This is a genomic window from Paractinoplanes pyxinae (genome assembly GCF_026626335.1).
Classification (GTDB): domain Bacteria; phylum Actinomycetota; class Actinomycetes; order Mycobacteriales; family Micromonosporaceae; genus Actinoplanes; species Actinoplanes pyxinae.
On the sequence record NZ_JAPNTZ010000007.1, the window covers coordinates 308,132 to 328,146 of the forward strand.

Here is a 20,015-nt window from a genome sequence, read left to right on the forward strand (position 1 = left end):
ATACACGGGTGCATCTTGAAAAGACCCGCCGTCGTGGGAGCGAGCTCGAGGACGCGATCCTCGACGCCGCCTGGCAGGTGCTGATCGAGCTCGGCTACGCCGGTTTCACGTACGAGGCAATTGCCGCCCGTGCGGGCACCAGCCGGCCCGTCCTCTACCGGCGCTGGCCGCAACGCGACGACCTGCTGCTGGCCACCCTGACCCGGTTCTGGTGGTCGAAGCCGGTCGAACTACCCGATACCGGCAGTCTGCGCGACGACGTGATCGGCTTCCTGCGCAATGCCAACTCGGCTCGCGCGCACATCCTCACCATGATCAGCGTGCAGCTCATGGACTACTTCCGAGCCTCGGGCACGAACTTCAGCGAGCTGCGCGACAAGCTCCGCGTGCAGAACCGGCCCAACAGCCTGGAGACGATGCTCACCCGAGCCGTCGAACGCGGCGAGCTGCCGGACCGGCCGCGGCCCGACCGGGTGGTCAGCCTGCCGTTCGATCTGCTGCGGCACGAGATGCTGATGACGATGCGCCCGGTGCCCGACGACGTGATCACCGGGATCGTCGACGAGGTCTGGTTGCCGCTGCTGAACAGCTGACGACGGCCCGTGCCACGATTACGTCATGGTCAACGGTCCGGTGGCGTTCGTGCTCGGCGGTGGCGGCGTTCTGGGCGCCGTCGAGGTGGGCATGCTGCGTGCCCTGTTCCGAGCCGGGTTCCGGCCCGATGTCGTGGTCGGCACGTCGATCGGGGCGGTCAACGGGGCCCTGGTCGCGTCGGACCCGAACGAGGCGGTGACCGATCGGCTCGTACGGCTGTGGACCTCGCCCGAGGCGGCCACCGTCTACGGCGATTCACTCGGTCGCCAGTTGCGCCGGTTCGCCGCTCGCACCCATCTGCACTCGCCGCTGCCGCTGCGGCGGCTGCTCGAGAGCGAACTGGGCGAGACGTCGACGTTCGCCGACCTCAAGATCCCGTTCCACTGCTGCGCGGCCAGCATCGAGCGGGCGGCCGAGCACTGGTTCGACAGCGGCCCCCTGGTCGACGCCGTTCTCGCGTCGTCGGCGGTGCCCGGGCTGCTGCCCCCGATGGAGATCGCCGGCGAGCACTATGTGGACGGTGGGATCGTCAACTCGATCCCGATCGGCGAGGCCGTGCGCATCGGGGCCAAGCTGGTCTTCGTCCTGCAGGTGGGCCGGGTCGAGCGCCCGCTGGCCGTTCCCCGCCGGCCGTGGGAGGTGGCCCAGGTGGCCTTCGAGATCGCCCGGCGGCACCGGTTCGCCCGCGAGCTTGCATCGCTGCCCGACGATGTACGGGTGCATGTGCTTCCCACCGGCGGCGGCGAGAGCCGGGACGACAGTCCCTGGGCCTACCGTGACATGGCCGCCGTGGGCCGCCGGATCAGCCGGGCCTACACCGCCTCCCGCCGCTACCTGGCGGCCAACGTGTTGTCCCAGCCCGGGCCGGACGCCGCCTGATGCCGCTGCCGCCGATCTGGGTGCGCCGCCTGGTCATCGCGCCCGTCGTCGTGGTGCTGGCCGTCGCCCTGGTCACCACCCTGCCGATCTGGCTGGTGCTGGCACTGATCACGTCGCCGCTGGTGCCAGGCCACCTGCGCGTGCCCCGGCTCGTGCTGGCGGGCATCCTCTATCTGCTGTGGGACGCGGCGGCGCTGATCGTGCTGGCGGTGCTGTGGGTCGCCTCCGGCTTCGGCCGCAACATCCGCAGCCCGGGCTTCCAGCGCGCGCACTACGTGGTGACCGGCCGCTTCCTGGCCATCCTGTTCTGGTTCGCCAAGTGGGCTCTGCACCTGACCGTCGACGTGGTCGGCACCGACCCCGACACGGCCCTGCCCGGCCGCCCCGAGATCGTGGTGAGCCGGCACGCCGGGCCGGGCGACTCGTTCATCCTGATCCACGCACTGACCAACTGGTTCCAGCGCGAGCCGCGGATCGTCCTCAAGGCCACCCTGCAGTGGGATCCGGCGGTCGACGTGCTGCTCAACCGCCTGCCCAACCGGTTCATCACGCCCGGGCGCACCGGCACCGAGACGCTCGAGCAGCAGATCGGCGAGACGGCCACCGGCCTCGACGACAACGACGCGTTCGTCATCTTCCCCGAGGGCGGCAACTTCACGCCGCGCCGCCGCACCAGCGCGATCGCCCGGCTCAAGGCGCGCGGCCTGGCCGACGCCGCCCAGCGGGCCGAGAATCTGCGCCACCTGCTGCCGCCCAAGCCGGGCGGGTTGTTCGCGGCGATCGACGCGGCGCCCGACGCCGGTGTGATCTTCGTGGCTCACACCGGCCTCGACCGCATGATCACCGTGGCCGACGTCTGGCAGGAGCTGCCGATGGACAAGCGGCTGGTGATGAAGTTCTGGAGCGTCCCGCCGGAAGAGATCCCGGCCGGTGAGGAGGAGCGGGTCGCCTGGCTGTACGACTGGTGGGCCCGCATCGACTCGTGGATCGAGGAGAACCGCCCGGCGTTCCGCCCGCTCAGCACCGACTGGACCGCCCGGCGCAAGGATCAGCTGCCGAGCGAGCTGTAGAGGCTGTCGGGGGCCTCGGTGATCTCGGCGGCCGACGGCTTGGTGACGGTCACCGGGGCGCCGTAGTCGCTGTAGAGCACCTTCAGCGGCTGCGCGGCCTGCCCGTTGACGGCCGGGATCTCGATGGTCAGCTCGGACAGCCGGCCCTGGTCGTCGGTGGTGGCGGTGAACGGCACCCGCTGGGCCTGCGCGCCGGACTCGTCGATGGTCACCTGCGAGACGCCGGCCAGGCCGACCGCCTTGGTCAGGTCGAGAGTTCCCGCGTACGCGTTGGGCCCGGTCGACCGTACGTCGGTGGCCGAACTCAGCAGCTTCGAGGTGTTCACCGGGTCGAGCTGGCCGGGCCGGAGCCCGACGTTGGCCCCCTCGGGCAGCCGGGCGACGTCGACGTGGGTCCACGTGCCCGCCTTGGTGAAGCCGGGCACCTGCAGGTAGAGGTCCTGCCCGGACAGCAGGGTCTTGATGTTGAGCTCGGCGTTGGGGCCGGACGCGTTGAGCTCGGCCGTGCCGGCGCTCTGGGCCGGGTCGACCGCGCCGGTCAGCTTGAAGCCGGAACCCGAGGTGGCGGTCATCTTGAAGCTGGTGGTGCCGAGCTGGGAGGTCGCCTTAGTGAGGGCGTCGACCGCGGCCGGGTCGGCCGGGGCCAGGGAGGCCGACGCACTGGCCGTGGGCGCACCCGAGGCCGGCGCCGAGGCCGAACCGGACGGCGAAGTGGAGTCGCAGCCGGCCAGCGCAATCGCGGCCGTGGCCATCGTCGCGATGCCCAGCCCCGCGAGCCGTGGTGTCCGCATGTCCGTCCCTTCAGCCCGGCCGGCCCGTCGATGGACCGGCTCTTGTGACCCCCGTCAATTCCCGATGGCCGGGAAACGCAAACGGACACGACGGACAACCGGGCCGTCACGCAGGGGTGTGATGACCGCCTCCGCAGCGCGCACGGCATGATTGCCGTTGCACAGACATCCATCGGCCATCGGGAGGACCCGTGAGATTCGAGGTCAGCAAGGTCCTCGACGCCATCGAGGCGCGCCTCAGCACCGACCCGGCGCTCGCCCGCGCGGTGGTCGACTTGTCGGAGATCGTGCGGTATGCGGACCTCGACGGGGGCCGTCCGGCCAGTTCGGTCCGCCTCGGTCTGGTCATCGACGCCCTCGGCCGGCGCGTCGCGGAAGAGAACGTGCCGGTCTTCGTGGTGGCCCCACGCGGCCTGCTGTCGGACACCGACCTCACCTCGAACGAGCGAATGGTCATCCGCCGCTGGGCCGACGACGGCAAGGTCGAGGTCGTTCCCCAGCTAGACGACCGCGTCTTCGAGGTGGCCGAACTGCTGGGTCTGCCCGTGCTCACCCGCACCCGCGGCGACAGCGACCGGCACCCCTGGGTGAACGAGCCCGGCCGCCTGCTGGCCGCGGTGGCCGGCGAGGGCGGCACCCCGGTGCTGATGGCCCGGGTCGGCCGGGGCGAGCCGCCGCAGCAGGCCGACCGGTCCCCGCTGGGCGAACGCCTGCTGGCCCGGGTGTGGAGCTGCCCCGAGCCCAACTGCACCAGCTTCGGCTCCGGCGGCGACCCGGACAGCCCGTTCGCCGACATGCGCACCTACACCAGCCCGGTGTCCCAGCCGCCGCCCTCGCTGCGCGGTGGCGTGCCGACCTGTCCGCGCCACGGCGCCCAGCTGCGCGACGCCGGCCCGCGGGCGGCGGTCGAGGTGCTCTCCGTCCGCATCGACGGCGTGATCCGCCGCCGGTTCACGGTCTCGACCGACGAGCCGGTGGTGGTCGGCCGCGCCCCCGAGGGTGGCAAGGGCGTCATGCTCGGCCAGTGGCTGACCGACGACGCCCGCAAGTGGATCAGCCGCGGGCACGTGCAGTTCACGCTGCGCACCGACGGCAACCTGACCGTGCAGGACATCAGCACCAACGGCAGCGGCGTGCGCCCGGGTGGCACGGTCAACGACGACGAGCGGGTCGCCCTGCGCCGGCAAGAGAGCCGCACCCTGGCCCCCGAGGACGTGGTCGAGCTGTACGGCGGCGTCCAGGTGGGCCGCTCGAAGATGTGGGCCACCGGCGGCGTCGTCCAACCCGAGTCGGTGATGGCCGAGGCGCCGACGATGGCCCTGCGCAAGTTCGAGCGGGGCTAAGCGGCGAGGATCGCCGCCAGCTGGTCGACCGCGTGGTCGATCTCCTCACGGGTGACGACCAGCGGCGGGGCCAGGCGGATCGTCGAGCCGTGGGTGTCCTTGGCCAGGACGCCACGCTCGGCGAGCCGCTCGCAGGCCTGCCGGCCGGTGTGCAGCGCCGGGTCGATGTCGACGCCGGCCCACAGCCCGCGCCCGCGCACCGCCACCACGCCGTGGCCGATCAGCCCGTTCAGCCGGGCGTGCAGGTGCTCGCCCAGCTCGGCCGATCGGCGCTGGAACTCGCCGGTGGCCAGCAGGCGCACCACCTCGCCGCCGACCGCGCAGGCCAGCGGGTTGCCGCCGAAGGTCGAGCCGTGCTCGCCCGGCTTGAGCACACCCAGCACGTCCCGGTTCGCGGCCACGGCCGAGACCGGCACGATGCCGCCGCCCAGCGCCTTGCCCAGCACGTACATGTCGGGGACGACGCCCTCGTGTTCGATGGCGAAGGTGCGGCCCGTACGGCCCAGACCCGACTGGATCTCGTCGGCGATCATCAGCACGTTGTGCTCGTCGCACAGCGCCCGCACGGCGGCGAAGTAGCCGGCCGGCGGCACGAGCACACCGGCCTCGCCCTGGATGGGTTCCATCAGCACGGCCACGGTGTTCGGCGTGATCGCCGCCCGCAGCGCGGGCTCATCGCCGTACGGGACGACCTTGAACCCCGGCGTGTACGGGCCGAAGTCCGCCTTGGCCTCGGGGTCGGTCGAGAAGCTGACGATCGTGGTCGTCCGGCCGTGGAAGTTGTCCGCCGCCACGACGATCTCGGCCTGCCCGTCCGGCACGCCCTTGACCTGGTAGCCCCACTTGCGGGACACCTTGATCGCGGTCTCGACGGCCTCGGCGCCGGTGTTCATCGGCAGCACCAGGTCTTTGCCGCACAGCTCGGCCAGCGACCGGCAGAACTCGGCGAACTGGTCGTGCACGAAGGCCCGGCTGGTCAGCGTGATCTTGTCGAGCTGGGCGTGCGCGGCGGCGATCAGCCCGGGGTGCCGGTGCCCGAAGTTCAGGGCCGAGTAGCCGGCCAGGAAATCGAGGTAGCGGCGGCCGTCGACGTCGGTGACCCAGGCGCCCTCGCCCTCGGTGATCACGACGGGCAGCGGGTGGTAGTTGTGCGCGGTGTAGCGCTCGGCCTCGGCCAGCTCGGCCGGGGTACGCATCTCCACGGTTGTCACGATCGCACCTCCAACGTGCAGCACTTGGGTCCGCCGCCGGCCTTGCGCAGCTCGGAGACGTCGACCCCGACCGTCCGGTAGCCCGCATTCTGCAACTCGGCGGCCAGATGCGGGGCTTGAACAGGCAGAACCACCGTACGACCGTCGCTCACCGCGTTGAGGCCGAGCACCGCCGCGTCCTCCTCGTTGGCGATCACCGCATGCGGGAAGAGCTGCTTGAGCACGGCCTGGGAGCCGGGCGAGAACGCCGACGGCAGGTAGGCCACGTTGGTCTCGTCGAGCACGCACAGCGCGGTGTCGAGGTGGTAGTAGGCCGGGTCGACCAGCTGCAGCGAGATCACCGGGCGGCGCAGCACCTCCTGCGTCTCGGCGTGCGAGGCGTGCGCGGTGCGGAAGCCGGTGCCGGCCAGCAGCACGTCGCCCGCGAGCAGGATGTCGCCCTCGCCCTCGTTGGTGTGCTTGGGCTCGGTCACGGCGAAGCCGCGCTCGCGGAACCAGGCCGCGTAGGCCGGGGCCTCGTCGGCCCGCTCGGCGTCGCGGAACTGCACGGCCAGCACTCGGCCGTCGACGACGGTGGCGCCGTTGGCCGCGAAGACCATGTCGGGCAGGCCCGGCAGCGGCTCGATCAGCTCGACCGTATGACCCAGGTCGAGGTAGGTCTGCCGCAGGTTCTCCCACTGGCGGACGGCGAGCGCGTTGTCGTAGGGCGCCGTGGGATCCATCCACGGGTTGATGCGATAGGTCACCGCGAAGTGGGTGGGCCGGCACATGAGGTAGCGGCGCGGCGAAGCCTTGGTCGTCATGGCAGAAACGCTAGGCGGGCCCCACCGGCGAATGCCGTAGTTCAACCCTGCAAGCTGCTTTCGATCATTGCGTGCTCGGGCGCCGCGGCGGAGATTCGTTGCAAGACGCCTCGAGGGTGGCCTGAACCAGGCCACCCTCGAGATCGAATCGGTGCCGGCGAACCGCCGGGCGTTTCCGGGGCGGAACTGGTGAGCGCCAGTCCCGGTTCCGATCGGTGCTTCCGGCGCATCGCCGTCGGCGAATGTCTGATACCCGTCAGAAGCGGTCGATAAACCGTGCGTCAAGCCACTCGCGAACCGTGTTTACCGGCTGGGTGTCGGTGCCCAGCCAGTTGAGCGATCCGGTCAGGGCGAGCACGCCGAGCACGATCGCGCCCAGCGAGAAGATCATGCCGAGCAGGGCATCGGTCTTGCCCGCGACGTGGCGCTTGCCGGTGGCGTGGATGCCGCTCAGCGAGAGGATCAGGGCCACGCCGGCGACGCCGATGCCGTAACCCATCAGCGGGCCGGACAGCACGAGCAGCACGGACGCCACACCGAGGATGAGGCCGAGGGTGGCGAGCAGGCTGGCCCGCGGCTTGGGGCCGGTCGCGACCGGGGTGTCCACGGTGGCGGTGCCGCTCGGCTTCTCCGGCTTGAGGCCGGCCGGCGGCTCCGGCTTGAAACCGGCCGGCGGCGGAGGCGGCGGGTCGGTGCGGCCCGCGTGCTTGGGCGCGGGCGGCAGGTCGGTCAGCGTGTCGGGTTCGTCGCGGCGGGCGCGTACGGGACGCACCTCGGTCGTGTTGTCCTCGCGCGGCCGGGTGACCGAGCTGGTCGTGGCCGGGCGCTCGGGAGTCTCCGTGGTATCGCTCGTGGACTGGCGGGAGAACGTCGGGAGCCTCACGTCAGCACCTCCTTGACAGATTCGGGGGATGCCCTCGTGTACCCCGAACCGCCGGAAACGACACAACGGGCGCACAGGAAGACCCTGTGCGCCCGTTCGGCGTGCGACGAAAGCGCTGGTCAGACCAGCGACGTCGTGTTCGTGACCTGGTTGGCCTTGCTGATCACGTGGTCGACCAGGCCGTACTCGCGGGCCTGCTCGGCGGTGAACCAGCGGTCACGGTCGGAGTCGGCCTCGATCTCCTCGGGCGTGTGGCCCGAGTGGAAGGCGATCCGCTCGTTCATCACGTTCTTGATGTGCAGCATGCTCTCGGCCTGGATGGCGATGTCGGCCGCGGTGCCGCCGATGCCGCCGGAGAGCTGGTGCATCATGATCCGCGCGTGCGGCAGCGCGTACCGCTTGCCGGGCGTGCCCGCGCAGAGCAGGAACTGCCCCATCGAGGCGGCCATGCCCATCGCGATCGTCGCCACGTCGTTCTTGATGTACTGCATCGTGTCGTACACCGCCATGCCGGCGCTGATCGAGCCGCCGGGCGAGTTGATGTAGAGCGCGATGTCCTTCTCGCTGTCGGCCGAGGCCAGCAGCAGCATCTGGGCGCAGATGCGGTTCGTCACCTCGTCGTTGACCTCACTGCCGAGGAAGATGATCCGCTCACGGAGCAGCCGCTCGAACACCTGGTCATCGAAGGATGCGCCACCGCCCCGCATCGTCAACTCGTCAAAACTCATGACAACACCCTCTCGCATCCGCCGCCGGAGGTGTCACCCGACCGGCCGTTCGACGTCACCAAGTCTTCCCGGCCAAGCCCCGCGCGCCCAGCGATTCCCCTCTAGGCGAACCCGGCGTCACCCGCTGACGTGCCGCAGGACGGCCAGGACCCGGCGGTTGTCGGTGTCCGAGGCGGGCAGGCCGAGCTTGGCGAAGATGCTCGCCACGTGCTTCTCCACCACTCCGGGCGTGATGACCAGGGCCGCCGCGATGCCGGCGTTGGACCGCCCCTCGGCCATCAGCGCCAGCACCTCGCGCTCGCGCGGGGTCAGCGCGGCCAGCCCGGTCGTGTGCGAGCCGGCCCGCATCAGGTGGCCGACCACCTCGGGATCCAGCGCGGTGCCGCCCGAGGCCACCCGGGTCAGCGCGTCAACGAAGTCGGCCACGTCGGCCACCCTGTCCTTGAGCAGGTAGCCCACCCCGGTCGGCCGGTCGGCCAGCAGCCGGGTCGCGTAGCGGGTCTCGACGTACTGCGAGAACACCAGCACCCCGACCCCGGGGTGGTCGCGCCGGATGTCGATGGCGGCCCGCAGCCCCTCGTCCGTGTGCGTCGGGGGCATCCGGATATCGACGACCGCCACGTCCGGCCGGAAGGCAGCCACCGCCGACCGCAACTCATCGGCGTCGGCCACCGCCGCGCACACCTCGAAGCCCCGGTCGGTCAGCAGCCGGACCAGCCCCTCGCGCATCATCGCGGCGTCCTCCGCGATCACCACCCGCATGTCGTCGCCTCCGTCTACACGTGTGTGGGCAGGTCGATCTCGACCCGGGTCGGGCCGCCGGCCGGGCTGTGGACGCTCATCCGGCCGTCCACCACGGCCAGACGGCGGGCCAGGCCGGACAGCCCGGGACCGTCCGGGTCGGCCCCGCCCACGCCGTCGTCCTCGACCGTGAGTCGCAAGGTCTCCTCCGACTGCGCGACCCCGAGCGCGATCCGCGAGGCCCGGCTGTGCTTGGCCGCGTTCGCCAGCAGCTCGGCCGCGCAGAAGTAGGCGATGGTCTCGATCGCCGGCGCCGGCCGGCCGGGCAGGCCGACCCGGACCGTCGCCGGGATGGCGCTGCTGGTGGCCAGCGTGGCCAGGGCGTCGGCGAGACCGTTGTCGAGCACCGGCGGGTGGATCCCGCGCACCAGGTCGCGCAGGTCGGCCAAGGCGTCCTTGGCTCCCCGGTGGGCCAGCGCGACCAGCTCGCGGGCCTGGGCTAGATCGGGTGCGGGGCCGTCGGCGCCCAGTTTCTCGGTCGCCAGGCCGAGGTTGAGGGCCAGCGTGGCCAGCCGCACCTGGGCCCCGTCGTGCAGATCACGCTCGAGCCGGCGCATCATCGTGGCCGCGTCGTCGATCGCCTGCGCGCGGCTGACCTGCAGTTCGCGTACGCGTTGGGCGAGCCGCCGAGGGCCGAGGAGCCCGCGCATGGCTGCCACGTCCCAGCTCGTACCCACCCGCATCAGCCAGGGCGCAACCAGCAGCATCGCCCAGCCGGCGGCCGCGATCAGAAACGTGCCGGCGAACGTCCGCGTGCTGATCAGGCCGAACGGCGTCAGCGCGTGCACCGGCCCCAGGGTCGTGCCGGGCGGGTGGTTGCGGAACAGCGGCCACCACACCGGATAGCTGAGGTTGACCACGCCGAAGACGTAGCAGAAGGCGCCGTAGCCCTGGGGAACGGCCAGAGGCACCTTGAGCAGCGAATACCCGAGGGCCCGCCAGCCGGGCCGGTCCACGTCGACCTGCTCGTCCAGCAACCGGCGGGCCAGCCGGCGGTGCACCTCCGCGATCGCCCGCCCGATCGGCTTGGCCAGCACGACCAGCAGCGCGACGGTGAGCGGGAGGAGGACCAGGAACACCGGCGCGACCACCGGGGCGGGCCGATCGTCGGACATGGCCCCGGTCGCCCACAGTATGAGGGCAGCCACCCCCGGCAGGATCGCCGGCAGGGCCAGGATCGCGACCGCGCTGAGCACACCGGCGACACAGAACGCCAGCCGGCGCAGGGCTTGCGCGGTGAACGGGGCGCGCAGCACGGTCATCGGCTCATTCTCACGCGTCGCGGGTGCGCAGGAGCACCCCGCCGACCACGACCGCCACCGCCGCGTAGCCGCACATCAGCAGCACGCTGACCGCGCCGGAGAACAGTCCGGGGCCCGGCGTGATCACCGCGACCGAGTTGAGCAGCATCAGCAGCGGCACGAAGCGGCCGATCGCCACCCCGCCCTCGCCGAACAGCCCGGCCACGATCGTCGGGACGAACATGAGGGCGAACAGCGTGCCGATGGCCGCGCCCGAGTGCCGCAGCATCGTGCCCAGGCCGACCCCGATCAGCGCCGTGGCGCCCAGATACACGCCGGTCAGCAGCACCGCCCGCAGGTTCGCCCACTCCCCCAGCGGGGCCGGCGGGATGGCGGTGCCGCCGATCGTGAGCTGCCCGCCCAGATAGCCGGCAAAGCTCGCGAGCAGGCCGGTGGCGAGCGCCGCCCCGCCGCACACCGCGGTCTTGGCCGCCAGCACCGTCCGGCGCCGCGGGACGGCGGCCAGCGTCGAGCGGATCATCCCGGTGCCGTACTAGCCGGTCACCATCAGCACGCCCAGCGCGCCCAGCAGCAACTGGGCCAGGATGGCGCCGCTCAGGCTGTTGTTGAGGATCTGGGCGGTGGTGGCGACCGGCGTGTGCGAGCGGTAGCCGAGGCCGACCCCGATCCCGGACGCGGTCATCGAGGCCACCGCCGCGATCGCCAGCCACCACGTCGACCGGACGCTGCGCAGCTTGATCCATTCCATCCGGGCCGCCTGCCGGAACCCGTAGCCGTTCATGACGCCTCCGTGCCGCGATAGTCGGTGACCTGCGAGGTGAGCCGGAAGAACGCGTCCTCCAGGTTGTCGTCGGCCGCGGCCAGCTCGGCCACGGTCGTCTCGGCCAGCAGCCGGCCGCGGCCGATGACCACCAGCCGGTGCGCGGTCAGCGCCATCTCGGCGATCAGGTGGCTCGAGACGAACACCGTCCGCCCCTCGGCGGCCAGGCCGCGCAGCAGGTCTCGGATCCAGCGGATGCCCTCCGGGTCCAGCCCGTTGACCGGCTCGTCGAGCAGCAGAACGCCCGGATCGCCGAGCAGGGCCACCGCGACGCCGAGCCGTTGACGCATGCCGAGCGAGTAGGTGCCGGCCCGCCGCGACGCCGCCTCGGTCAGCCCGACGGTGCGCAGCACCTGCTCGACGCGCGTACCGGGAATGTCGTTGCTCGCGGCCAGGGCGGTCAGATGCGCGCGGCCGCTGCGGCCCGGGTGGAACGCCCCGGCGTCCAGCAGCGCGCCGACCGTCCGCAAAGGCCATTCCAGTTCCCGGTACGGCACCCCGTCGATCAGGGCAGCGCCGTGATCAGGAGCGTCCAGTCCCAGGATCATCCGCATCGTCGTCGACTTGCCCGACCCGTTCGGCCCGAGGAAGCCGGTCACCACCCCCGGCTGGACCCGGACGCTCAGCCCGTCCACGGCCACCCGGTCGCCGTACCGTTTGGTCAGCTCTCGTAGTTCCATCATGGAACTGACGCTAGGCAGCCCGCCCGCTACTCAGAAGCCGGAAAGCACCCGACTCGGCCTGGGGATTTTCCACCCCCTTGAAGGTCAGCTCGACTCGCCCAGCCACTCGGCCCGGTCGAGAAACCCGTCGCCGTCGTCGTCGAACATGCGCTTCTCGAAGACGCCGTCGCGGTCCTTGTCGTAGTCGGCGTAGTCGACCCGGTTGTCCAGGTCGAGGTCGGTGCCGACGAAGTCGACCGAGCCGTCGCCGTTCACGTCGACCAGGATGTCGACGCCGCCGTCGCCGCGGCCCAGATAGGTCGCGTCGTCGAGGGTGCCGTCGCCGTCGGCGTCCACCTCATTGTCGTAGCCCTCGGGCGGGGCCAGGGCGATCGCCGCCTGCGCGACCGAGGCGCCGACCGTGACGTCGGGCAGGCCGTCGAGGTCGGGGCGGTCGCCGAAGCCGGTCAGCACGTCACCGGGAGCGTCCTCGGTGACGTCCTCGGCGGTGCGCCCGGCGACCATGCCGGCCACCGTGCCGAATTCCGACCACACGCCCAGATCGTTCTCGCCGTCGTGTCGAGCCATGCACTGACGGTACGGTGCTCAGTCCAGTTCCGGCATCGCCACCGCGTGTGGCCGGGGCCGGCAGGTGCCGCACTGCACCGCGTCGTCGACCACCAGCGCCTCCGCCCGTCGCCTGGTCTCGGACCGGCTGACCTGCAACAGGTACGGACCGAAGCGGGCGTGCTCGGCACAGACGCCGCGGCCGCAGAAGCGGCAGCTCGCCCGGGCCGACTCGGCGCAGAACCAGCAGAGCATCGAACCTCCTGACGAAGGGGGGCGACTCCCGCCCCCCGGCGTCAGTCGTCGCTGGTCGGGCTCGACTCCGGGTTGCCGGGCGGCGGCGTCTCTTCCGGCTCGGTGGTGGCCGGCGGGGGCGGGGCCGTCGTCGGGTCGGGGGTGGGGGCCTTGGTGGTGGTCGGCGGGGTCGGCGCCGGGCGCGTCGTCGTCGGCGCCGTGGTCGGCCGGGTGAAGGTGGGCGGCGGTGCGGTCGTCGGCCGGGTGGTGGTCGTCCGGGTCGGCTCGTCGGCCGGCTCGTCGTCGGTCGGATCAGCTGTCTGTGACGGCGTGACTACACTATCGCTCGTCGGCGCGGTGGCGCTCGGGACGATCGACGGATTGATCGATGCCGGATCGGACGGTAAGAGCTCCTCCGGCTCCGGGCTGCTCGAGGCGGGCGCCTCCACCGGCACGCCGTCAGCGCAGGCCAGCTGGCCGCCGGCGGCCTGGCTGGGCGTGCCGTCGACGGCGACCGTGCCGCGCGCGACGGCGAGGGTTTCCGGCTCGACCGAATACCAGGCGGCGCCGCTGTTGGTGACCCGGCCGCCGCTGCGGTCCACAGTGAGCGCCAGCGGCTTGTACGCGCCGCTCGTGCTGCCCGTGCCGGCGAGCAAGCGCCCGCTCTGCAGCGAGAGAGTGGCCTTGGGACTCTGATCGCGGCCGCCGCCGGTGCTGAGGGTGCCGATGCCGACCCGGGTGTTCGCGCACAGCAACGCCGTCGCGCCGCCCGGGAAGGTCAGCGTGGCCGACGCGCGGGACGGCACCTCGATCGTCTCGCCCTGGTCGAGGTAGCGCCGGGCGCCCGCGTCGAGGTTCTGCCGCGAGCCGTTCAGGGTGGCGTTGATCCGGCCGTCGTCGATCGCCAGCAGCACCCGGTCGGCCGGCATCTCGGCCCAGGCCGGGCCGGGCCGGAAGGACAGGCCGGTGAGGAACAGGGCTGCGGTCAGCACGACCACGGTGAGCCAGGTCAGCCCGCGCTCGAACCGCTTGTCGGCCTCGGGGTTGCCGTCGCCGCCGGGCGGGCCGGGCGGCAGGTTGAGCGGCGGATAGGTGCCGCCACCGGGTGAGCCGGGCCGCAACGAGCCCTTGGCCGTGACGACGGGCATCGGCGAGCCGGGCCGGTGGGTGGCGCCGACCAGGGGCGGCAGGTCGGAGGCGTCGGGCACGACCCACAGCCGCACGGGCGTGATGGTCTGCGCGACCATGCCGGGGCTGCCGTCGCCGACCGGGCCGACCAGCGTGCCCCGCCGCAGCTCGACGCCGTCGGGCAGGGCGATCACGCCGGACTCGACGACCACCGCATGGGTGGGCCCGGGCAGGATGACCGGCGCGCCCGGGTCGAGGTCGACCGGGTGAGCCGATGCGATCAGGGCCAGCCGCTGGTCGGCCGCGAGACCGGCCAGCGCCGGGGTGTCGGCGAACAGCGCCTCGGCTTCGGCCCGGTCGTGCGGGGGCGGCCCGGGTAGCGGACCGACCACGGTGGCCACGGTCGCCGTCGGGATCGACAGCAGCGTGGTGCCGGCGGTGTGCCAGTCGAGCTGGGTGGAGCGGCCGGTGATCGCGTTGACCAGGCCGACGACCGCGCCGGGTCCGACGTGGTGGCGGATCGTGCCGGGCGGGTCGCCGGGCCGGCGCGCCTCGAGGGCGCCCTCGACCACCACGAAGACGGCCTGCTGGGCGCCGCCCGCGCTGACGATCTGACGGCCGGTCGGCGGGTGCACCCAGCGCGCCCGCGAGGCGAGGCCCTGCAGCGCCGGCTCGGGCAGGCCGCCCAGTTCCGAGGCGCGCAGCGCGGCCAGCCGGCGCGGGCTGTCGGCCTCGCGGTCGTTCTCGGCCCGGCGCAGCCGCGAGGTGGCCCACCAGCGGGTGAACCGGCCGAGCAGGAAGTACACGACGGGCGCGGCCAGGCCGAGCACGATGACCAGCAGCAGCAGGATGCCGAGCGGGCCGTCGTGCCACAGTCCGGTGGCCAGGCCGGAGAGCCGGTCTTCCCAGAGCCGGACGGCCACGTTGAGGCCGACGGCGAGCCAGCACACGGCCAGGAAGCCGTAGAGCGCGATCAGCCGGCCCTCGCGGTCGAGAGCGCCCCAGCGCGGCGGGCGGCCCCGCAGGCGTCCCCCGACCCAGGCCAGGGCCCGGTTGCGCACCTGCGGCACCTCGAGCCAGTTCATCAGCAGGTACTGCCCGTCGAGCGGCAGCAGCGGGCTGAGATGCACGAACGCGCTCAGATAGCAGAGGAAGGCCAGCTTGAAGGCCAGGTCGGCGGCCGAGGGCAGGGCCAGGCCGGCCAGCTGGGCCACACCGCCGAGCAGCAGCGCGCTCAGCGGCCCGGCCGCCGAGACCAGCATGCGCGCGCGCCGGCCGGCCATCCAGACGTCGCTCGTGTCCACGAAGAGCGAGGGCAGGCCGAACCAGACGAGGAAGCCGGCGGCCGGCACCTCCCGGCCGGAGTGTTTGGCCGCCATGGCCCGGGCGTACTCGCGCACGCCGACCACGACCAGGTTGAGCAGCACGAGAGTGAGGGCGCCGATCAGGTACGAGTCACCCGTCAGGAACAGCGAGCGGCTGCCCCGCGACCAGGTGACCGCGAACAGCCCCAGCCCGGCCACGCCGAGCAGGGCGGTGACGATCGCGGCGGCCTTGTTGAAGAACAGCCGCCCGCCGGCCCGGTAGAGCGCGGTGACCAGTCCGTCCACGTTGACCAGCAGCATGCGGCGGCCACGGGCGGCGGCCAGCAGCGAGTTGCCGACCCTTTCCGGCAGCGGGCGCCGGCCCAGCTCCTGCAGCGGGCGGAAGGCGTCCATCGGCAGCTCGTCGAGCATGCGGTTGCCGGCCAGGTCGGCCACCACCCGGCGCACCTGATCGGGGGCGAGCCGGCCGGCGATGCGGGCGAACTCGGCGACCAGCCGGGCCACCGTGTGCTCGCCGTCCATCAGCAGCGCCAGATCCCACTCCTCGGGGGTGAGGCGCAGGTAGCTGCTGCGCTCACCGTCGTCGGGCGAGCGCAGCATGATGTAGTCGCCGCCGCGGGCGTCGGTGAGCTGGACGTACTCCACCCCGGCGCGCAGCACGGGCCGCGCGCTGGCCGGGTTGAGACGGTCGACGACCGCGCCCCAGAGCCCGGGGTCGGCGGGGCCGGACGGTTCGCCGGGGGCGCGGCCGGCCAGAGCCTCCCAGACGTTCATCTGGGTCTCGACGTACGTCAACTGGTGCCTCTCAGTGCCGGGGGGAGCGCCGATGCGAATGGCAGATTAGGCGCTCGGCCAGCCCGATGGCGAGCCCCCCACACCGTTTTGGGCGGTTTTGTGACGGAGTCGGAGAATGACGCCGGACAAACGTACGGCGGGTGGCGTGACAACCCCCTTGTCACGCCACCCGCCGCAGCGGAGGGGAAAGCTCTACTTGGCCTCGGTCAACGTCACCGTGATCTGCTTCTTCTCGCCACCACGGGTGTAGTCGAGGGTCATCTTCTGCCCGACCGTGCCGGACTGGACGGCCGCCACCAGATCGTCGGAGTCGCTGATGGTCTTGCCGTCGGCCGAGGTGATCACGTCGCCCTGCTGGAGCCCGGCCGTGGCGGCCGCGCTGCCCGAGGTGACGCTGCTGACCAGCGCGCCGCCGTTCTCGGCCTCGGTCACGCTGACGCCCAGCGCCGGGTGGCTGACCTTCTTGCCGGCCATCAGGTCGTCGGCCACCTGCTTGGCCTTGTCGCTCGGGATCGCGAAGCCCAGGCCGATGTTGCCGGTGCTGCCCGACGTGGCGATGGCCGAGTTGATGCCGATGACTTCGCCGTTCGTGTTGACCAGGGCGCCGCCGGAGTTGCCGGGGTTGATCGGCGCGTCGGTCTGCAGCAGGCCCGACATCGTGGTCGAGGAGCCCTGTTGCTGCTGCTGGTTGTTGCCGAACGGGCTCTGCTGCTCGCCTTCGCCGCTGGACTGGATGGTGCGGTCCTTCGCGCTGATGATGCCGGCGGTGACCGAACCCTCGAGGCCGAGCGGGCTGCCGATGGCCAGAACCGTGTCGCCCACCTGCATCTTGGCGCTGCTGCCGAAGGTGGCCGCCTTGAGGTCGGACAGGCCTGACGTCTTGATCACGGCCAGGTCGGTGCGCGGGTCGGTGCCGACGATGGAGGCGTTGGCCTTCTTGCCGTCGGCGAAGATCACGGTGACCGTGTCGCCCTGGGCCGTGGCCACCACGTGGTTGTTGGTCACGATGTAGCCGTCGGTCGAGATGACCACGCCCGAGCCCTCACCGCTGCCGGTGGTGATCGAGACGACGCTGTCCTGCACGGCCGAGGCGATCTGGGCCAGCGACGAGCGGTCGACCACCCGGGTGACCGACGAGTTGCCGGTCTGCACCGAGGGCGACCCGCCGTCGTTGTCGAAGGCGAGCGCCGTGGCCGCGCCGATGCCGCCCGCGCCCAGCGCGATCAGCACCGCCGCCGCGCCGGCGACGAAGATCTTGCGGCCGCGGCCGTTGCCGCGGGGCTGCTGCTGGTCGACCGGCGCGGCCCAGGCCGGCTGGCCCTCACCGGCGGCCCAGGTCTGGCCCTCGCCGGGGAACTGCTGCGTCTGGGTCTGCGTCGCGCCGGGGGCCCAGGCGGCGCCGGTGGCGTAACCGGCCTGCTGACCGTACGGCTGCTGGTGGAAGCCGCCGGGCGACTGCTGCTGGCCGTAGCCGGGGTGCGGCTGCTGCGGGTAGCCGGCGGGCTGCTGCCACGGCGACTGCTGCTGCCACTGGGGGGCGCCCGAGTGCGGGACGCCGGACTGGGGGGCAGCGGACTGCGGAACGCCCGAATGGGGGGCGCTCGAAGCCGGCGGCCCCCAGTGAGGAGCCTGCGGCGGGGCGGGCTGCGGGGCCGGCGGGACTGCCGGCTGCGCGGCGGTCGGCTCCTCAGACTGTCCCCGCTGCGGGCTGCTGCTCTCGGAGGAGGCGTCCGCGGTGCGCGGGTCGGTCTCGTTCTCGTTCATGTACCCCACCTTGCCCCGTTGGCCTCGTACCGACCTGTGCTAGTCCTGGATGTTTTCTGAAAACCCTTTGTCGGGATTTAGCGTAGGCAAAGTCACCCGGAACGTCGCTCCCTGTCCGGGTTCGCTGATCACCTCGGCGGTTCCTTGGTGCGACCTGACAATCGCGGCCACGATGGCCAGCCCCAGCCCGGTGCCGGTGGCGGCCCGGTCGGTGTGCCGGGTGCGGGCCTCGTCGGCGCGGTAGAACCGTTCGAAGACGTGTGCCCGCTGCTTCTCGGACAGCCCGGGCCCGGTGTCGGCGACCTCGACCACCGCCCGGTCGCCCGGCTCGGCGTACAGCCGCAGGGTCACCGTCGCCTCGGGCGGGGTGTGCACGAGCGCGTTGGTCATCAGGTTGCCGATCACCTGGCGCAGCCGGCCGTCGTCGCCCCAGGCCACCAGCTGTTCCGGCTGGTCGCGCACCTCGAGCTCGATCGTGCGCTCGGGCGCCATGGCCTCGGCCGCCTGCACGGCGTCCAGCGCCAGCACGGGCAGCTCGACCGGGCCCAGGTTGAGCGGGCGCTCGCGGTCGAGCCGGGCCAGCAGCAGCAGGTCTTCGACGAGCAGGCCCATGCGGGCGGCCTCGTCCTCGATGCGGCGCACCAGGCGGGCCACGTCGTCCGGGTTGGTGACGGCGCCCTGCCGGTAGAGCTCGGCGAAGCCCCGGATGGTCGTCAACGGCGTCCGAAGCTCATGCGACGCGTCCGCCACGAACTGCCGCATCTTGCCCTCGGAGCGCACCGCCCGCGCCTCGGAGGCCTGCGCCGCGTCGGCCGCCTCGACCGCCGACGCCTCGGCCGCCCGGGCCGCCGCCTCGCTCTGGGCGCGCGCGCTGAAGGCCGCCTCGATCTGGGCCAGCATGGCGTTGAGGGCCTTGGCCAGGCGGCCCAGCTCGGTGGTGGGCTCGCCCTCGCGCGCCTCCGGGTCGGGCACACGCTGGGTCAGGTCGCCGGCCGCGATCGCCGCCGCCGTGCGCTCGATCTGCAGCAGCGGGAGCAGGCTCTGCCGCACGATGGCGGCCCCGATCGAGGCCAGCGCGATCAGCACGCCGACCCCGACCAGCAGGTCGACCCAGACCATCTGGTTGACCGCCAGGCCGATCACCGACAGCTTCTCGGCGACCTGGATGACCTGGGTGTTCTGGTCGACGACGACCACCACCCGCCAGTGCACGTTGCCGCTGGGCGAGCGCACCGTGTACGGCTCGCCCAGCACGGCGTTGACCTCGTCGAGGCCCTTGACCAGCGGGGGCAGGTCCTCCGGCTTGAGCGAGGTGTCGCCCACCGTCGGCTTGTCGGAGCGGACGCCCCAGACCGACGAGGTCGAGACGTAGAAGTCGCTGGGCACCGGGATCTGCGAGCCGTAGCGGGCCTGGGCGATCGTCTCGGCGTAGATGCGCAGCGACGTGTCGAGCCGGTCGAGCAGGTAGTTGTGCAACGCGTACGTGCTGGCCGCGCTGATCGCGGTGAGCGCGGCGAACACCAGGACCAGGACCGACGCCACCAGCTTGATGCGCAGGGAGACCTTGCGCAGGCTGGGTTGCGGCGGGATCGAGTTACGGACCCGCTCGGTGAGCGTCGCGGACACGGCCGGGCTCAGACGGCGGGTTTGCGCAGCACGTAGCCGACCCCGCGGAGGGTGTGGATCAGGCGCGGCTGCACGTTGTCGACCTTCCGGCGCAGGTACGAGATGTAGGACTCGACGATGTTGTCGTCGCCGCGGAAGTCGTACTTCCACACGTGGTCGAGGATCTGCGCCTTCGAGAGCACCCGGTTGGCGTTCAGCATGAGGTAGCGCAGCAGCTTGAACTCGGTCGGCGAGAGCTGGACGCGCTGACCGGCCCGGTAGACCTCGTGCGTCTCCTCGTCGAGCTCGAGGTCGGCGAAGACCAGGCGGGACGGCTCCTCGTCGCCCTGGGTGGTGCGGCGCAGCACGGCCCGGATGCGAGCGGTCAGCTCCTCGAGGCTGAACGGCTTGGTCACGTAGTCGTCGCCGCCCAGGGTCAGGCCCCGGATCTTGTCGTCGGTGCCGTCGCGGGCGGTCAGGAAGACCACGGGGGTGCGCTGGCCGCCCTCGCGCATGAGCCGGATGACCTCGAAGCCGTCGAGGTCGGGCAGCATCACGTCGAGGACGACGAGGTCAGGAGTGGTGTTCTTCGCCGCGCTGACCGCCGCGCTGCCGCTCGTCGCGGTGCTCACGTCGAAGCCGGCGAAGCGAAGACTGGCGGAGAGCAGCTCGAGGATGTTCGCGTCGTCCTCGACGACGAGCAGTTTCGCCTCGCTCTGCTTGGGCTGGGTCTGGGCGGCCATGCCACCC

20 protein-coding genes are annotated in these 20,015 nt (G+C 72.2%); 4 read left to right on the plus strand and 16 right to left on the minus strand.

Annotation, left to right across the window (positions count from 1 at the left end):
• The first annotated feature begins 8 nt into the window (after nucleotides 1–8).
• Genes OWR29_RS21410 through OWR29_RS21420 form a run of 3 tightly spaced genes read left to right on the plus strand, consistent with a single transcriptional unit; the run spans nucleotide 9 to nucleotide 2,543 of the window.
• Nucleotides 9–593 carry a TetR/AcrR family transcriptional regulator gene (locus OWR29_RS21410; protein ID WP_267564819.1) on the plus strand — a complete coding sequence of 195 codons (585 nt, stop codon included), beginning with the start codon at nucleotides 9–11 and terminating at the stop codon, nucleotides 591–593.
• 25 nt (nucleotides 594–618) lie between these two features.
• Entirely contained in the window at nucleotides 619–1,473 is an 855-nt protein-coding gene (locus OWR29_RS21415; RefSeq protein ID WP_267564821.1) for a patatin-like phospholipase family protein, read from the plus strand.
• Nucleotides 1,473–2,543 (plus strand): 1-acyl-sn-glycerol-3-phosphate acyltransferase, encoded by a 1,071-nt coding sequence (locus tag OWR29_RS21420; RefSeq protein ID WP_267564823.1) that lies wholly within the window; start codon nucleotides 1,473–1,475, stop codon nucleotides 2,541–2,543. Before OWR29_RS21415 ends, OWR29_RS21420 begins: the two co-directional genes overlap by 1 nt.
• Here the strand turns inward: OWR29_RS21420 and OWR29_RS21425 are convergent.
• A complete protein-coding gene (locus tag OWR29_RS21425) occupies nucleotides 2,522–3,334 on the minus strand; it encodes a hypothetical protein (protein ID WP_267564825.1) in 813 nt (270 codons plus the stop codon). The two genes, OWR29_RS21420 and OWR29_RS21425, sit on opposite strands and share 22 nt — an antisense overlap.
• Before the next feature lie 191 nt (nucleotides 3,335–3,525).
• Here OWR29_RS21425 and OWR29_RS21430 point away from each other — a divergent pair, with 191 nt between their 5' ends.
• Nucleotides 3,526–4,677: an FHA domain-containing protein gene (locus tag OWR29_RS21430; RefSeq protein WP_267564826.1), complete on the plus strand. Its 1,152-nt coding sequence runs from the start codon at nucleotides 3,526–3,528 to the stop codon at nucleotides 4,675–4,677.
• Here OWR29_RS21430 and rocD read toward each other — a convergent pair.
• The 15 genes from rocD to OWR29_RS21505 all read right to left on the minus strand — a co-directional run bounded on the left by rocD (nucleotide 4,674) and on the right by OWR29_RS21505 (nucleotide 20,008).
• Nucleotides 4,674–5,873 carry an ornithine--oxo-acid transaminase gene (rocD, locus tag OWR29_RS21435; protein WP_267565112.1) on the minus strand — a complete coding sequence of 400 codons (1,200 nt, stop codon included), beginning with the start codon at nucleotides 5,871–5,873 and terminating at the stop codon, nucleotides 4,674–4,676. The two genes, OWR29_RS21430 and rocD, sit on opposite strands and share 4 nt — an antisense overlap.
• 11 nt (nucleotides 5,874–5,884) lie before the next feature.
• A complete protein-coding gene (gene ddaH / locus OWR29_RS21440; RefSeq protein WP_267564828.1) occupies nucleotides 5,885–6,691 on the minus strand; it encodes a dimethylargininase in 807 nt (268 codons plus the stop codon).
• Nucleotides 6,692–6,947: 256 nt separating this feature from the next.
• Complete coding sequence (locus tag OWR29_RS21445) at nucleotides 6,948–7,574, minus strand: hypothetical protein (protein WP_267564830.1); 627 nt, start codon at nucleotides 7,572–7,574, stop codon at nucleotides 6,948–6,950.
• Between the two features lie 119 nt (nucleotides 7,575–7,693).
• Nucleotides 7,694–8,302 carry an ATP-dependent Clp protease proteolytic subunit gene (locus tag OWR29_RS21450; RefSeq protein WP_267564831.1) on the minus strand — a complete coding sequence of 203 codons (609 nt, stop codon included), beginning with the start codon at nucleotides 8,300–8,302 and terminating at the stop codon, nucleotides 7,694–7,696.
• Nucleotides 8,303–8,419: 117 nt separating this feature from the next.
• Nucleotides 8,420–9,064, minus strand: a complete 645-nt coding sequence (locus OWR29_RS21455) for a response regulator transcription factor (RefSeq protein WP_267564832.1) — start codon at nucleotides 9,062–9,064, stop codon at nucleotides 8,420–8,422.
• A 14-nt stretch (nucleotides 9,065–9,078) separates the two neighbouring features.
• Nucleotides 9,079–10,365, minus strand: coding sequence for a sensor histidine kinase (locus tag OWR29_RS21460; protein WP_267564833.1), 1,287 nt, complete (start codon nucleotides 10,363–10,365; stop codon nucleotides 9,079–9,081).
• A gap of 10 nt (nucleotides 10,366–10,375) precedes the next feature.
• A complete protein-coding gene (locus tag OWR29_RS21465) occupies nucleotides 10,376–10,885 on the minus strand; it encodes a hypothetical protein (protein ID WP_267564834.1) in 510 nt (169 codons plus the stop codon).
• A 12-nt stretch (nucleotides 10,886–10,897) separates the two neighbouring features.
• Nucleotides 10,898–11,146 (minus strand): hypothetical protein, encoded by a 249-nt coding sequence (locus OWR29_RS21470; protein WP_267564836.1) that lies wholly within the window; start codon nucleotides 11,144–11,146, stop codon nucleotides 10,898–10,900.
• A complete protein-coding gene (locus OWR29_RS21475) occupies nucleotides 11,143–11,868 on the minus strand; it encodes an ABC transporter ATP-binding protein (RefSeq protein WP_267564837.1) in 726 nt (241 codons plus the stop codon). The genes OWR29_RS21470 and OWR29_RS21475 overlap by 4 nt, the downstream gene beginning before the upstream one ends.
• Nucleotides 11,869–11,952: 84 nt before the next feature.
• Nucleotides 11,953–12,435 carry a hypothetical protein gene (locus OWR29_RS21480; RefSeq protein ID WP_267564839.1) on the minus strand — a complete coding sequence of 161 codons (483 nt, stop codon included), beginning with the start codon at nucleotides 12,433–12,435 and terminating at the stop codon, nucleotides 11,953–11,955.
• An 18-nt stretch (nucleotides 12,436–12,453) separates the two neighbouring features.
• Nucleotides 12,454–12,669, minus strand: a complete 216-nt coding sequence (locus tag OWR29_RS21485; RefSeq protein ID WP_184955172.1) for a hypothetical protein — start codon at nucleotides 12,667–12,669, stop codon at nucleotides 12,454–12,456.
• A 41-nt stretch (nucleotides 12,670–12,710) separates the two neighbouring features.
• Complete coding sequence (locus OWR29_RS21490; RefSeq protein ID WP_267564842.1) at nucleotides 12,711–15,896, minus strand: cyclic nucleotide-binding protein; 3,186 nt, start codon at nucleotides 15,894–15,896, stop codon at nucleotides 12,711–12,713.
• A gap of 192 nt (nucleotides 15,897–16,088) precedes the next feature.
• On the minus strand, nucleotides 16,089–17,660 hold the full coding sequence (locus OWR29_RS21495; RefSeq protein WP_267564844.1) for a S1C family serine protease: 1,572 nt from the start codon (nucleotides 17,658–17,660) through the stop codon (nucleotides 16,089–16,091).
• A 39-nt stretch (nucleotides 17,661–17,699) separates the two neighbouring features.
• On the minus strand, nucleotides 17,700–19,286 hold the full coding sequence (locus OWR29_RS21500; RefSeq protein WP_267564845.1) for a sensor histidine kinase: 1,587 nt from the start codon (nucleotides 19,284–19,286) through the stop codon (nucleotides 17,700–17,702).
• 8 nt (nucleotides 19,287–19,294) lie between these two features.
• Nucleotides 19,295–20,008, minus strand: a complete 714-nt coding sequence (locus OWR29_RS21505; RefSeq protein ID WP_221375767.1) for a response regulator transcription factor — start codon at nucleotides 20,006–20,008, stop codon at nucleotides 19,295–19,297.
• Between the last annotated feature and the right edge of the window lie 7 nt (nucleotides 20,009–20,015).

Bases quoted from the DNA above. Each gene is read 5' to 3' on its own strand.
- OWR29_RS21465 (WP_267564834.1), bottom strand. From the start codon at position 10,885: ATGATCCGCTCGACGCTGGCCGCCGTCCCGCGGCGCCGGACGGTGCTG.
- OWR29_RS21505 (WP_221375767.1), bottom strand. From the start codon at position 20,008: ATGGCCGCCCAGACCCAGCCCAAGCAGAGCGAGGCGAAACTGCTCGTC.
- OWR29_RS21425 (WP_267564825.1), bottom strand. From the start codon at position 3,334: ATGCGGACACCACGGCTCGCGGGGCTGGGCATCGCGACGATGGCCACG.
- ddaH (WP_267564828.1), bottom strand. From the start codon at position 6,691: ATGACGACCAAGGCTTCGCCGCGCCGCTACCTCATGTGCCGGCCCACC.
- OWR29_RS21475 (WP_267564837.1), bottom strand. From the start codon at position 11,868: ATGATGGAACTACGAGAGCTGACCAAACGGTACGGCGACCGGGTGGCC.
- OWR29_RS21450 (WP_267564831.1), bottom strand. From the start codon at position 8,302: ATGAGTTTTGACGAGTTGACGATGCGGGGCGGTGGCGCATCCTTCGAT.
- OWR29_RS21470 (WP_267564836.1), bottom strand. From the start codon at position 11,146: ATGAACGGCTACGGGTTCCGGCAGGCGGCCCGGATGGAATGGATCAAG.
- OWR29_RS21415 (WP_267564821.1), top strand. From the start codon at position 619: ATGGTCAACGGTCCGGTGGCGTTCGTGCTCGGCGGTGGCGGCGTTCTG.
- OWR29_RS21460 (WP_267564833.1), bottom strand. From the start codon at position 10,365: ATGACCGTGCTGCGCGCCCCGTTCACCGCGCAAGCCCTGCGCCGGCTG.
- OWR29_RS21420 (WP_267564823.1), top strand. From the start codon at position 1,473: ATGCCGCTGCCGCCGATCTGGGTGCGCCGCCTGGTCATCGCGCCCGTC.
- rocD (WP_267565112.1), bottom strand. From the start codon at position 5,873: ATGCGTACCCCGGCCGAGCTGGCCGAGGCCGAGCGCTACACCGCGCAC.
- OWR29_RS21495 (WP_267564844.1), bottom strand. From the start codon at position 17,660: ATGAACGAGAACGAGACCGACCCGCGCACCGCGGACGCCTCCTCCGAG.
- OWR29_RS21485 (WP_184955172.1), bottom strand. From the start codon at position 12,669: ATGCTCTGCTGGTTCTGCGCCGAGTCGGCCCGGGCGAGCTGCCGCTTC.
- OWR29_RS21480 (WP_267564839.1), bottom strand. From the start codon at position 12,435: ATGGCTCGACACGACGGCGAGAACGATCTGGGCGTGTGGTCGGAATTC.
- OWR29_RS21455 (WP_267564832.1), bottom strand. From the start codon at position 9,064: ATGCGGGTGGTGATCGCGGAGGACGCCGCGATGATGCGCGAGGGGCTG.